Here is a 13,266-nt window from a genome sequence, read left to right on the forward strand (position 1 = left end):
GTATTTGTGGTATTGCAGGTGTTATGGCGAATGGGATTGGTGTCGGTGGATTGCCGGGTATCTTATCCATTCAGCCGCAGTATTGGGGCGTCTATGCACTGGCGATGCTTGCTGCGATAGTTGTACCGATTGCTTTAACACTTATACTTTACAATCGCGCTGAGAAAAAAGGCACCCTTGATGACGTTGAGTTGATTGACGAGGAAGTAGAAGCGGTAGTTAGCTCGCAATAACCCATGTTAACCGTTGAGTAATAAACTTTGTTTAACGGTTTTTATCAAGAAAATAGATCCAAGAGTCGATATATATGAAGAAAATAGAGAAAGAATGGTGGCGAACGGCAACGATTTATCAGATTTATCCTAAAAGTTTTTGTGACAGTGGCAATAAAGGCACTGGGGATCTTAAAGGTATAATCTCTAAACTGGATTATCTTAAAGCCTTGGGTATTGATGCGATTTGGCTTACCCCAATCTATTCCTCTCCCATGATTGATAACGGTTATGATATCTCTGATTACTACACTATTAATCCTGATTTTGGCTGTATGGCTGATTTTGATCTGCTGCTGCAAAGCGCTCATCAGAGAGGTATCCGCATTATTCTTGATATTGTGGTTAACCATACTTCAACAGAGCATCACTGGTTCAAGTCAGCTTTGGGTAATAAGGAAAGTGAATATAGGGATTATTATATTTGGAAAGATCCTATTAATGGTCAAGCGCCGAACAATTGGCAGTCAAAATTTGGCGGCAATGCCTGGCAGTTAGATGAGAAGAGTAATCAATACTACCTGCACCTTTTTGCGACAGAGCAGGCTGATTTAAATTGGGAAAATCCTAAAGTTCGTGATGAAGTAAAAGATATAATCAGCTTCTGGGCTGAAAAAGGGGTTGATGGTTTTCGTCTTGATGTCATTAACCTAATATCTAAACAGCAAGATTATGCAAATGATTTTCAGGGCGATGGGCGACGTTTTTATACTGATGGACCTCGCGTGCATGAATACCTGCGCGATCTAAGTGATGCTGTGTTTAATAAATATGGCTCAGTCACGGTCGGCGAGATGTCTTCCACCACACTGCAGCAGTGCCAGCAATATTCAGCGCTTGACGGGAAAGAATTGTCCATGGTGTTTAATTTTCACCATCTGAAAGTCGATTATGTAAACGGTGAAAAATGGACACAGGCTCCTTTTGATTTTATCCAACTGAAAACTATTTTTAATCATTGGCAGCAGGGGATGTCCGGGAAAGGGTGGTCTGCACTATTCTGGTGTAATCATGATCAGCCGCGCATCGTTAGCCGTTTAGGTAATGATCAGGAATATCGTGTTCAATCCGCGAAAATGTTGGCGACCTCAATGCATATGATGCAGGGAACGCCTTATATTTATCAGGGTGAAGAGATTGCAATGACCAACCCCGGTTATACCTCAATTGCACAATACCGTGATCTTGAAAGCCTTAATATGTACGATATCATGCTTAATCAGCAGGGGAAAAGTGAACAGGAGGTGCTGGCTATTCTTGCGCAAAAGTCACGTGATAATTCGCGCTCACCTATCCAGTGGAGCAGTGCGCCACACGGCGGCTTTACAAAAGGTACCCCATGGCTAGAGGTGGCTCATAATTATAAACAGGTGAATGTGCAGCAGGCGCTTGATGATCAAGATTCAGCTTTTTATTATTACCAACGGCTAATAGAACTCCGTAAAGAAGTGGAGGTGATCACAACGGGGGATTATACGGATCTTATGCCCGAACATTCACAACTGTTTTGTTATCAACGGCGCAGCGATAAACAAACGCTTATCTGTATCAATAATTATTATGCTGAGCCAGTTGAATATCAATTACCAACACATTTAGAGATCGAGCAGGGGAAATATATTCTGGGAAATTACCCGGAATTATTAACTGATAAACCGCAACGAGTAATAACACTAAGACCTTATGAGTGTCGTGTTTTACTGATTGAAGATCATTAATATAACTCAGTTATGACTAAGCCTTTAATCCTTCTCCAGTGTTAAAGGCTTTTTTTTATTAAGATTTTCGATTCGCGGCCAGATATGCCAAGTCAATTAACGCCTGCTTGTATTTGTTATCAGGAATGATGGACAATGCATCAATCGCTTTGCCTGCTTCTTCAAGCGCACGCTGCTTGGTGTATTGCAATGCGTTTGTATCATGCAGGGCTTGCATTATCTGCTCAAAGTTATCCATTCCATTGGCTTTCTCAATCGCTTCTCGAATCAGTGCTCTTTGTTGTTCATTTCCATGTTGCATGGCGTGCAGTAGAGGTAGCGTTGGCTTGCCTTCCGCTAAGTCATCCCCTGTATTTTTGCCCATCTCCTGTGCATCTGAGCTGTAGTCCATCAGATCATCGGTTAACTGGAATGCTGTGCCTAAATATTTACCGTAATTAAGTAATGCCGTCTCCACCTCGAGCGGCTGCTCCCCTAATACTGCGACCAATTGTGTGGCAGCCTCAAATAGTTTGGCTGTTTTAAAATAGATAACATCCATATAGCTTTTTTCTGTGGTATCGGGATCGTTGCAATTCATTAACTGTAAAACTTCACCCTCAGCAATCACATTCGTTGCAGACGAGAGCACATTTAATACTTTTAAATTTTGCAATGCAGTCATCATTTGAAAAGAGCGTGTATGTAGAAAGTCGCCGACTAATACACTCGCTGCGTTACCAAAGAGTGAATTTGCCGTTTTTTTACCGCGGCGCAGCGCTGAGTCATCTACTACATCATCGTGCAGCAAGGTTGCTGTATGAATAAATTCAATAATAGTCGCAAGTTTAGTGATTTTAGGATCGTAAATATTGAGTGCTTTGGCGGCTAGAATGGTAATTAAGGGACGAATTCGTTTTCCACCACTATTAATAATATAAAAACCAAGCTGGTTAATTAAAGCGACATCTGAACTTAATTGCGTGGTGATCAGCTCATTAACTTGTTGCATTTCAGTTAGCGATAACTGCTGAATTGTTTTTATATCCATGGTATTGAAGTTCCGCATTTTAGCACTTAAATAAGAGGGGCTATTATTGCCGTTTATTGGCTTTATCTCAACACTGTTAGTGTCAAATTGTTCAACTAATTTAGTCTTTCTATTATCCATTACCTTTGTGCTGTTTATAGAGCTAACGATATGATATATATGACTATTTACATCATTCTGGTTTTTGTTTTTGGCACGGTAATTTAATCTTTCATATAATTATCGTGTTTTTACTAAATATGATTGCCAATTACTATCATTTACCGTAAACTCCGCCTCATTGAAATTAATAAGTGTGCTCTCGATGCTAATTTTTAATAAAAATAGCAAGAGATGCCTGAACGGAGTAAGAAACATGTACGCTGTTATCCAGAGTGGTGGCAAGCAACACCGTGTAGCTGTTGAACAAACTCTTCGTTTGGAAAAACTAGACGTTGAAGCTGGTGCAACTATAGAATTTGAAAAAGTTCTTTTAGTAGCAACAGATGAAGACGTTAAAGTTGGTGTTCCATACGTTGAAGGCAGTAAAGTTACTGCAGAAGTAGTTGCTCACGGTCGTGGCAAGAAAGTTAAAATCGTTAAGTTCCGTCGTCGTAAGCATTCGCGTACACAAGCGGGTCATCGTCAGTGGTTTACTGAAGTTAAAATTACTGCAATTAACGCTTAATTAGGAGTTATTAAAAATGGCACATAAAAAAGCGGGTGGTAGTACTAATAACGGTCGCGATTCCGAAAGTAAACGCTTAGGTGTTAAACGTTTTGGTGGCGAATCAGTTCTAGCTGGTAATATTCTTGTACGTCAACGTGGTACTAAATTCCACGCTGGTATTAATGTTGGTGTTGGTAAAGACCATACTCTTTTCGCTAAAGCTACGGGCGTAGTTAAGTTTGAAAAGAAAGGTCCAAAGATGCGTAGCTTCATTTGTATCGTAGCTGAATAATTTCAGTCTTGACTAAAGAATTTTAAAAGCCTCGCTGATGCGGGGCTTTTTTTTTACCTTAAATAATATGTTTATTTCTATTTACATATAAAAATGTGATCTATGTTCAATAGAAATGAGTATAATTGTGTATTAAGCCTTACCAATATGGTCGGTATATAGTTTTTCTTGGAGGTTGTAATGAAGTTTGTTGATGAAGCGAAAATAAAGGTTGATGCTGGAGATGGTGGCAACGGCGTTATCGGCTTCCGTACAGAAAAATATATCCCGCGTGGTGGTCCAAACGGTGGTGATGGTGGTGATGGTGGTGATGTTTATCTTGAAGCGGATGAAAACCTAAATACGCTTGTCGATTTTCGTTTTGTACGGTTTTATAATGCTGATCGTGGTGAAAATGGTCAAGTATCTGACTGTACGGGCGCTCGCGGTAAAGATAAAATAATTAAAGTACCTGTCGGTACCCGTTGTCGTGATGATGATACGGGCGAAATTCTTGGTGATTTGACTAAATCGGGTCAAAAACTAATGGTTGCTAAGGGCGGTTTCCATGGCCTGGGTAACGCACGTTTTAAAAGCAGCACTAACCGTGCTCCGCGCCAAAAGACAGATGGTACACCAGGAGAAGTTCGCAATCTGCTTCTCGAGTTATTATTGCTGGCCGATGTCGGTATGCTTGGTTTGCCTAATGCGGGAAAATCTACTTTTATCCGCAGTGTTTCTGCCGCTAAACCGAAAGTTGCTGATTACCCGTTTACGACCTTGATTCCAAATCTAGGTGTGGTGAGTATGGGTCATGGCCGTAGTTTTGTAATTGCTGATATTCCTGGTTTGATTGAAGGTGCATCAGAAGGTGCTGGTTTAGGTACTCGTTTCTTACGCCATTTAGAGCGTTGTCGAGTATTGTTACATATGATTGATCTGTTACCTGCAGATGGTAGCGATCCGGCTGAAAATGCATTGATTATCATTGATGAATTAGCCAAGCACAGCCCTAAATTAGCATCAAAACAGCGTTGGTTGATTTTCAATAAAATCGATCTTATGTTGCCTGAAGATGCTGATGTTGTGATGCAACGTGTTATTGATGCGCTTGACTGGAAGGGGCCTGTTTATAAAGTTGCAGCTATCTCTAAAACAGGTACGCAAGTGGTTTGTCAAAACGTAGCCGATCATTTAGAAGAGATGCCAAAAGAGTACTCGCCTGAAGAAGAGCGTCAACAAGTTGAGTTTCAGTGGGATGATTATCACGAGTCAGCGATGAATGATGTTGCAGAAGATTATGCCGACGAGGATGAAAACGATGATGATTGGAGTGAAGAAGACGAGACGATGGAAGTTATCTACGTCCGTGAATAATAACGTTTAATTATTCATTAAAACCTCTTAAAAATGCCGTTTAGAGTAATCTAAACGGCATTTTTTTGTCTTTTTTAGAACCCATTTGATATCATAAAAACAGAGCATTTTTGTATTTAGGAGGAAAATAAAGATGGAAAAGATCGAGCTGTATTTACAGGGATTATTAGTTTCATTAAATGTAGGTAACTGGGTGATGAATTTTGTTGTTGTATTAGCTATCACGCTGATACTACAGTTAATGTGGCGGAGTTTTACTCACAAAACACAATCCATTGTCGATCGTACTGCAAATTACTGGGATGATATTATTTGGTATGCACTCTGCCGGCCCGTGCATTGGTTAATCATGTTGATGGGGGGCTCGATGGCACTACGTGTCATTGCTGAAAGTGAACAACTATTAATCTCCAATTATCTTCCTATAGTGCAAAAAATATCGATTCTTTTATTAATTGGTTGGTCATTCTGGCGTTTTATTCATAAAGCGGAGCAGACTTTCATCGGTCATGATCAGAAAGACACTACCACAGTGATTGCTATTGCTAAATTAGCCAAGCTTTCAGTCGCTATAATTATCTCTTTATCGGTTATCCAAACATTGGGAGTCAGCATCTCTGGAGTGCTTGCTTTTGGCGGCATGGGCGGTTTAGTCGTGGGGATGGCGGCTAAGGATCTACTCTCTAATCTATTTGGCGCGTTGATGATTTATATGGATAAGCCCTTTAAGGTTGGCGACTGGATACGCAGTCCGGATAAAACAATTGAAGGGACAGTCGAGGCTATCGGCTGGCGTTTGACGCAAATTCGCACTTTTGATAAACGCCCTGTGTACGTGCCCAATAGTTTATTCACGCAGATTGTTGTCGAGAATCCTTCGCGTATGAGTAACCGCCGCATTAAAGAAACATTTGGATTACGTTATTCTGATGTGAGTCGTATTCAGGTGATTATTAAAGCGGTACGTGAGATGTTAGAAACACACCCTGAGATTGATACCAGACAGACGCTAATTGTTAATTTTGATTGTTTTAACAACTCGTCATTGGACTTTTTTATCTACACCTTTACCAAAACCACCGACTGGATCTTATTTCATGAAATTAAACAGGATGTCTTATTAAAAGTCGCTGATATAGTGCTGTCTCATCAGGCTGAATTTGCATTTCCAACGCGTCAACTGCATATAGATTCATCTGTGGGCTTGAATAAGTAGATAAAGATAGCGGCCTGCAAGCCGCTATCTTTAGCTCAAATAAACTTCTGCCTCCTGTTGCACATTATCTAATTCATCCAATAGTTCTAACAGCTCCGGCTCTAATAGTTCCGGGTTGATTCCAAGTTTTAACTCTTGTTCAATCACACCGGCAATTTTTTTCAGTTTAGGTACGCCACTGTAGCTGCAGCCGCCATGAAATTTATGAATTATTTGGGCAAAGTGAACATTATCTATCTCACCCATTATTGCTTTATTCGCTGTGGCTCTGATCGTTGCAAAATCATCGATCAACATCGCCAGCATCTCTTTGGCAAGATCTTCTTTGCCTGCTGATTGTTTTAAAGCAAGTCGCCAGTCAAAAGAGCTATTGTCTGTGCTCCAACCGTTTGTTAATGGTTGCTCATCAATCGCAAATTTTGTTGTTATGTTTTCCAGTACCGGTTTATCTTGTGTCCATTTATTAATAATACGTTGCAGTGCTATCTCATCAATGGGTTTTGCTAAGCAGTCATCCATCCCTTGTTGCAAAAACTGCTCTTTTTCACTGGGCAGTACATGTGCTGTGACAGCAATTATCGGTGTGTGGCCATTGGTTAAATCATCTTTTATCTGCAAGCACGCATTGATGCCGTCTAGGACGGGCATCTGGATATCCATGAATATCAGATCGAATGGCTGGCTCTTCGCTTGTTCAACGGCCTGCTGACCATCAATGCAGGTGGTGACGTGATGAACCCTGTCGGCAAGCATAGCTGAAATAAGTTTTAGGTTGGCAGGATTATCGTCAACGGCCATTACATTAATATCTTTTCTTACCTGAGGCGGAAAGTCTTTTGCAATGCCGAGATTGGTGATCACCGGGTTATCTGAAATAAGCGTGTTGGCTAAGTTTTTATGGTTTATCGGTTTACTTAAGCAATGGTTAATGCCCGTTGCCATTAGTGTTTCATAGATACTGGGGTCGCTTGAATTGATCAATACCACAATATTGTTTGTAAATTGGCGCGCTTCTTGTATATGGCGGAAAAGCGGCTGTAAGTTCTCACAATGGCTGTAGCCGAGAATAATATTGTCATACTGTTTATTTAACAGCGCTTCCCATTGCATCTCTGTTTCGGCTAATGACAGTTCAGTTTTCCATTGGTTAAGCAGTTGTGAGCAGGCGCGCGCCGCATATTCATTACTTTCATAAATAAGTACTGACTGATGCTGTAGACGTTCCATCGGCAAGCCGGTGAGTGGTCTGAGTGTGTTCTTTTCTATTTCAATGGTGAACCAGAAGGTTGAGCCCTGACCTGGGGTCGACACTAACTCGATGCAACCATGCATCTCTCTGACCAGTTTTTGGGTGATAACCAGACCTAATCCCGTCCCGCCATATTGGCGAGTGATGCTGGTATCTGCTTGACCAAATGCTTTAAAAAGATACGCTTGCTGTTTTTCTGAAATGCCGATACCCGTATCTGAAATCATTATTTTCAAGGTGACGTTATTATCGACATCGCGCATTTTTTCGATACGCTGGATTTGTACTTCGATATTACCCTCGCGTGTAAATTTAATCGCATTGCCAATTAGATTGGTCAGAATCTGTTGCAAGCGCATCGCATCACCCACCACATCACTGGGGACTTCACTGCCAATCATCATGCTTAGTTCAAGATTTTTTTCATGTGCGCTGGGGGCAAGCAGGTGCATCGTTTCATCAATGCAGTCACGCAGATCGAAGGGGATATGTTCAAGGGTTAATTTACCCGCTTCAAGTTTAGAAAAGTCGAGAATATCATTAATAATATTCAGCAGATTACCGGCTGAACGTTCTATGGTTTGCAGGTAATCGATTTGATTGTTGGTCAGTTGTGTTTTTAGTAACTGCCGTGCAAAACCTATCACACCATTTAAAGGGGTACGCAGTTCATGGCTCATATTGGCTAAGAATTCAGATTTAACCAGCGCTGCTTGTTGTGCTTCTTTTCTGGTGATATCGAGCTCAATATTCTGCATCTCCATCTGATCCAGTGTTTCTCGTAACTCACTGGTTGCCAGATCTATACTATCCTGCATCTCCTCATGGTGCTTAGACATCGCCAATGCCATCTCATTAATGCCGCGCTGCAAAAGGCCTATTTCGCCAGAATAATTGCCTTTAACACGGGAGTTAAGGCGTCCAAGACTGATTTTTTCAACCACTGAAGCCATATCAGAAATGGGGGCCGTGATCCGTTTGGCCTGCATAAATGCCAGATATAAACTGCCTAATATCCCCAATAAGACAATAGAAAATGAGAGCGCGGTATCGCGATACAGTAACAGTTCCACTTCATTAGTATTCACTTCCAGTGCAACATAACCAACAATTTTTCGTGGTTGATCAAAGGTCAATTGATACTCTAAAAAGTTGGTTTCATCTATGATCGGGCTTTGAATAATAATTGAGTCTTGGTAATGCTTAACTTGTGTTAGTTCGGGCACTTTTTGACCATCCTGAATGCGTAACATCTCGAAATTGCGATGATAATTACTGGTCACAAAGAGTTTGTTATTGGCATCAAAGATAGCGATGCTTTTAATCATGGGTGTGTTTTTACGATGCGTAGCGCTGATTAACCGTCTTAAAATGGTTCTTGTTTCATCTAATATGCCATATTCGCTGGCAATCGCTAATGGCTCACTGATATTAATAGCCCGATTAATTAGATAATCATTGGCTTGCTGGTAACGATGAAACGAAAAGTAGCTTGCTAATAATCCGCCAATAATAATGGTCGGTAAAATAGTATAAGCAATAACTTGAGCGCGAAGTCCATATTTTGTCATAGGTCATATTTCTAAAATTAGTAGAGGTAAAGAATGCTTTTCTGTCATATTGTGTGACAATAGTATTATTGGTATACCTAAGCTACCTGAAAGTGCAGGAATCTGCATCTTCAAGTAGTTTGGGTATAATTGTAGGCTATGATGGCATAGCTTCTCTCACCTGTGAATTACTTATGGCTCAGTTCTTTAAATCAGTGCGTACAAATAGCGCAAAAAACCACATATTAAAAAATGTGCAAGTTGAAAAATTGGATCACCAAGGCCGTGGCATCGCTTATTTTCAGAATAAACCGCTGTTTATTGATGGCGGCCTGAGTGGTGAATCGGTTGATGTTCAGATTATCGAAAGTAAAAAACGTTATAGTAAAGGGCTGATTAAAAAGGTTAATCAAGCGAGTGCGTTGCGCATCGATGCGAGTTGCCCGCATTATCATGAGTGTGGTGGTTGCCATTTACAGCATGTAAACCACCCGCAGCAGATAGATATTAAATCGACAGGTTTAATTTCGTTATTTAAGCGTTTTGCCAAGCAAGAAGCTTTGCAGCTTGAACCGCCGATTACTGATAAAGCCTGGGCTTATCGCCGTACTGCGCGTTTTGGATTGCACTATGATAAAAAGTCCAAGCAACTAAAAATGGGGTTTCGACGCGCATTAAGTAATGATCTTATTGATCAAAAGGTATGTCCTGTTTTAATTCCAGAATTAGAGCGTCTGATTTTACCGTTAAAACCTTTCTTAAATTCGCTCAAAAGTAAAATGGATCTCGGACATATTGAGCTTATCTATGCTGATCAAGGTGTGGTCGTTTTACTCCGTCACCTTAAGGCGCTGCCTGCAATTGATCTGCAGTTGATTGAGTTGTTTGCAAAGGAGCATCAGTTAAATTTTTTCACGCAGGACTCAAGCCATTCACTGCTTTGTATAAGCGGAAATGAGCAGCTCAGTTATTGCTTAACACAGTGGCTGTGCACGCTAACTTATAGCCCGAGTGATTTTGTACAGGTAAACATTAATGTCAACCAAAAGATGGTGGCGCAGGCGCTTAATTGGTTGGCCTTAAGTAAAGATGATGTTGTTTTAGATCTGTTTTGCGGTCTGGGTAATTTCACTTTGCCGATAGCAACAAAAGCGGCATCCGTGGTGGGTATTGAAGGAATCCAAAAAATGGTAGATCGTGCCACTGAGAATGCCTCCCTTAACAAGTTAGATAATGCGACTTTTTATCAGGCAGATTTAAGTGCGGATAATGTCGACAAGCAAGAATGGGCGACGCAAAAATTTAATAAAGTATTGCTTGATCCTGCTCGCGCGGGGGCATTTGACTGCATGCGTTTTATAGCATCGTTAAAACCATCCCATATTGTTTATGTCTCCTGTGATCCCGTCACGCTGGCGCGAGATAGCCAGTTGCTGCTTGAAAAGGGGTATAAGTTAGATAAGTTAGGTTTATTAGATATGTTCCCGCAGACTCGGCATATGGAGTCGATGGCGCTGTTTGTCCGATAATGGTTAACAGTTCGAAGCGCTTATTGCTGCTTATCAACCGGGTGTTTTTTGTTTAAAATAAAAGAAAATTCTTGTAGGGCTAGACCCTGGATTATCTGTTTTTTTTAATTGTATTTTTTGTTTTTTGGAGTTGCTTTTATGGTGTCAGTTCGAGGTTCTCATTTTTATCAAACCGCGCAGAAAGATCCTAAAAAATGGGTGACTACATTGGGACTCAGTGTCTCTGATCAACAAAACTTATTAAGTAATTATGAACAAATCATCGCCTTATGTGTGCAGCCGGCGCAATTACCCTTATTAGAACTGGGCACCGAGATGGTGGAAATCTTGGTCACCCTGAATATGGATATGGATACCTTAAATGCAGCGCTAATCTTTCCATTAGTCGATAATAAAATATTAACCCAAGAGCAGGTTGAGCAATTATGGGTAAGACGCATCTCTAAACTTGTTAAAGGTGCGACTGATATGGAAGGGATCCGCGCGCTGCAAAATCAGGGCGGGCTAAAAGCCAGCCCATCACAAGTGGATAACTTACGCCATATGTTACTGGCGATGGTTGAAGATGTGCGTGCTGTGGTTATCAAACTGGCTGAGCGAATCTGTTATCTGCGCCAAGTTAAAGGTGCGGAGGATCAGAAAAAAGTACTGGTGGCGCGTGAAATATCATCAATTTATGCACCGCTTGCAAATCGTTTGGGTATTGGTCAATTAAAATGGGAATTAGAAGATCTCTCTTTTCGTTATCTGCAGCCTGAGATCTATAAAAAAATAGCCAAGCAGCTCGATGAAAAGCGTATTGATCGTGAAAACTATATTCAAGACTTTGTTGAGCAGGTAAAAAAATCACTGCAGGAGATGCAGGTAAACGGGACTGCTTACGGGCGTCCAAAACATATCTACAGTATTTATCGGAAAATGCAGAAAAAAGATCTTAAATTTGAAGATCTATATGATGTGCGTGCGGTGCGTGTTGTGGTTGAAAAACTGCAGGATTGTTACGCCGCATTAGGGGCCATTCATACCCAGTGGCACCATATTCCCCGTGAGTTTGATGATTATATTGCCAACCCCAAACCGAACGGTTATCAATCAATCCATACGGTTGTTTTAGGCGCAGAAGGGAAAGCGATAGAAGTGCAAATCCGTACTCAGCAGATGCATGATGATGCCGAGTTGGGAGTGGCGGCACATTGGAAATATAAAGAGGGCAGCGCCGGGGGTAAAGCTTCTGGAGGTTATGAAGAGAAAATAGCATGGCTGCGTAAACTTCTGGTATGGCAGGCAGATATTTCTGATACCGAAAACTTAGTTGATGAGGTGCGTAGTCAAGTATTTGATGATCGCGTCTATGTATTTACCCCTAAAGGAGAGGTGATTGATATGCCGGCGGGGGCAACACCACTTGATTTTGCTTATTATATCCATAGTCAGGTTGGCCATCGCTGCATTGGCGCAAAAATAGCAAACCATATTGTGCCCTTTACCTATCAACTGAAAACGGGTGATCAAGTTGAAATATTAACCCAAAAAGAAGCAAATCCGAGCCGCGATTGGCTCAACCCGAATTTAGGTTATATCAATGCACCAAGGGCAAGACATAAGGTTGCGACCTGGTTTAGACAGCAGGCTCGTGATAAAAATGTGCAGGCAGGACGCGAGTTATTAGAAGTTGAACTGAATAAAATAAAACTTAAATTAAGTGATGTTTCAGTCGCTATAGAACGTTTTAATGTGAGCTCACTTGATGATATTTTTGCCGGCATAGGTAACGGTGATCTGCGTATTAATCAAGTAATACATTTTTTAGATAATCACTACCACCAGAAAACATTGGAGCAGCAAGATTTAGCTGCGCTGGAAGCCTTAGAAAAACGTAAAAACAGTTTTACCCCTAAAACGCTTAGCAGTAACATAATTATTGATGGTGTAGGTAATTTAATGCATACCATTGCCCGATGTTGCCAGCCTATTCCAGGCGAGCCGATTGAAGGCTATATAACCCAAGGGCGGGGTATTTCTGTGCATCGTAAGCAGTGTGAGCAACTTGCTGATCTGAAGGATGCGCATCCGGAACGGATTATCGAAGCGTCATGGGGGGAGTCACACTCGTCTGGTTATTCATTAACATTTCGTGTTGAGGCGCTGGATCGTAGCGGTTTATTAAAAGATATTACAACGTTATTATCCAATGAAAAAGTGAATGTGTTGGGTGTGAACAGTATCTCCAATGTAAAAAACCAGTCTGCAATTATTGATATAAACTTAGAGGTTCATAACAGTGAAGATATCACTAATTTACTCAATAAATTAAAACAGTTAAAAAATATTATCGATGTTAGGCGCTTATAAGCGAGGAAAAGTAATCTGGGAACGCAGTTTCCTGCATTTCCAGACGGCTTAAG

At 41.0% G+C, this 13,266-nt stretch carries 9 protein-coding genes and 1 pseudogene; 8 read left to right on the forward strand and 2 right to left on the reverse strand.

What is annotated here, in order from left to right:
* A pseudogene (locus ACJAT7_RS03065) lies at positions 1 to 233 on the forward strand (PTS trehalose transporter subunit IIBC); the annotation flags it as partial.
* 74 nt (positions 234 to 307) lie between these two features.
* The gene (treC, locus tag ACJAT7_RS03070) at positions 308 to 1,990 is read left to right on the forward strand and encodes an alpha,alpha-phosphotrehalase (RefSeq protein WP_415225329.1); all 1,683 of its coding nucleotides are present in this window, start codon (positions 308 to 310) and stop codon (positions 1,988 to 1,990) included.
* A 58-nt stretch (positions 1,991 to 2,048) separates the two neighbouring features.
* Here the strand turns inward: treC and ispB are convergent, their stop codons facing one another.
* Positions 2,049 to 3,020 carry an octaprenyl diphosphate synthase gene (gene ispB / locus ACJAT7_RS03075; RefSeq protein ID WP_415225376.1) on the reverse strand — a complete coding sequence of 324 codons (972 nt, stop codon included), beginning with the start codon at positions 3,018 to 3,020 and terminating at the stop codon, positions 2,049 to 2,051.
* 355 nt (positions 3,021 to 3,375) lie between these two features.
* On the opposite strand from ispB, the gene rplU reads away from it, so the two are divergent.
* From rplU to ACJAT7_RS03095, 4 genes are all read left to right on the forward strand, one after another.
* The gene (rplU, locus tag ACJAT7_RS03080; RefSeq protein WP_415225330.1) at positions 3,376 to 3,687 is read left to right on the forward strand and encodes a 50S ribosomal protein L21; all 312 of its coding nucleotides are present in this window, start codon (positions 3,376 to 3,378) and stop codon (positions 3,685 to 3,687) included.
* A gap of 16 nt (positions 3,688 to 3,703) precedes the next feature.
* The gene (rpmA, locus tag ACJAT7_RS03085; RefSeq protein ID WP_415225331.1) at positions 3,704 to 3,961 is read left to right on the forward strand and encodes a 50S ribosomal protein L27; all 258 of its coding nucleotides are present in this window, start codon (positions 3,704 to 3,706) and stop codon (positions 3,959 to 3,961) included.
* 180 nt (positions 3,962 to 4,141) lie between these two features.
* The gene (cgtA, locus tag ACJAT7_RS03090) at positions 4,142 to 5,317 is read left to right on the forward strand and encodes an Obg family GTPase CgtA (RefSeq protein ID WP_415225332.1); all 1,176 of its coding nucleotides are present in this window, start codon (positions 4,142 to 4,144) and stop codon (positions 5,315 to 5,317) included.
* Between the two features lie 133 nt (positions 5,318 to 5,450).
* Positions 5,451 to 6,533 (forward strand): mechanosensitive ion channel family protein, encoded by a 1,083-nt coding sequence (locus tag ACJAT7_RS03095; RefSeq protein ID WP_415225333.1) that lies wholly within the window; start codon positions 5,451 to 5,453, stop codon positions 6,531 to 6,533.
* A 30-nt stretch (positions 6,534 to 6,563) separates the two neighbouring features.
* Here ACJAT7_RS03095 and barA read toward each other — a convergent pair whose 3' ends face one another.
* A complete protein-coding gene (gene barA / locus ACJAT7_RS03100) occupies positions 6,564 to 9,353 on the reverse strand; it encodes a two-component sensor histidine kinase BarA (RefSeq protein WP_415225334.1) in 2,790 nt (929 codons plus the stop codon).
* Between the two features lie 173 nt (positions 9,354 to 9,526).
* On the opposite strand from barA, the gene rlmD reads away from it, so the two are divergent.
* Together rlmD and relA are read left to right on the forward strand one after the other, a co-directional pair.
* The gene (rlmD, locus tag ACJAT7_RS03105; protein ID WP_415225335.1) at positions 9,527 to 10,861 is read left to right on the forward strand and encodes a 23S rRNA (uracil(1939)-C(5))-methyltransferase RlmD; all 1,335 of its coding nucleotides are present in this window, start codon (positions 9,527 to 9,529) and stop codon (positions 10,859 to 10,861) included.
* 138 nt (positions 10,862 to 10,999) lie between these two features.
* Complete coding sequence (relA, locus tag ACJAT7_RS03110; protein ID WP_415225336.1) at positions 11,000 to 13,213, forward strand: GTP diphosphokinase; 2,214 nt, start codon at positions 11,000 to 11,002, stop codon at positions 13,211 to 13,213.
* The last annotated feature ends 53 nt before the right edge of the window (positions 13,214 to 13,266 follow it).

The organism is Psychromonas sp. (assembly GCF_047632995.1).
Lineage (GTDB): Bacteria > Pseudomonadota > Gammaproteobacteria > Enterobacterales > Psychromonadaceae > Psychromonas.

What these genes read in the sequence shown, in the direction of transcription:
- treC (WP_415225329.1), top strand. Translation starts at nt 308, where the DNA reads ATGAAGAAAATAGAGAAAGAATGGTGGCGAACGGCAACGATTTATCAG.
- ispB (WP_415225376.1), bottom strand. Translation starts at nt 3,020, where the DNA reads ATGGATATAAAAACAATTCAGCAGTTATCGCTAACTGAAATGCAACAA.
- rplU (WP_415225330.1), top strand. Translation starts at nt 3,376, where the DNA reads ATGTACGCTGTTATCCAGAGTGGTGGCAAGCAACACCGTGTAGCTGTT.
- rpmA (WP_415225331.1), top strand. Translation starts at nt 3,704, where the DNA reads ATGGCACATAAAAAAGCGGGTGGTAGTACTAATAACGGTCGCGATTCC.
- cgtA (WP_415225332.1), top strand. Translation starts at nt 4,142, where the DNA reads ATGAAGTTTGTTGATGAAGCGAAAATAAAGGTTGATGCTGGAGATGGT.
- ACJAT7_RS03095 (WP_415225333.1), top strand. Translation starts at nt 5,451, where the DNA reads ATGGAAAAGATCGAGCTGTATTTACAGGGATTATTAGTTTCATTAAAT.
- barA (WP_415225334.1), bottom strand. Translation starts at nt 9,353, where the DNA reads ATGACAAAATATGGACTTCGCGCTCAAGTTATTGCTTATACTATTTTA.
- rlmD (WP_415225335.1), top strand. Translation starts at nt 9,527, where the DNA reads ATGGCTCAGTTCTTTAAATCAGTGCGTACAAATAGCGCAAAAAACCAC.
- relA (WP_415225336.1), top strand. Translation starts at nt 11,000, where the DNA reads ATGGTGTCAGTTCGAGGTTCTCATTTTTATCAAACCGCGCAGAAAGAT.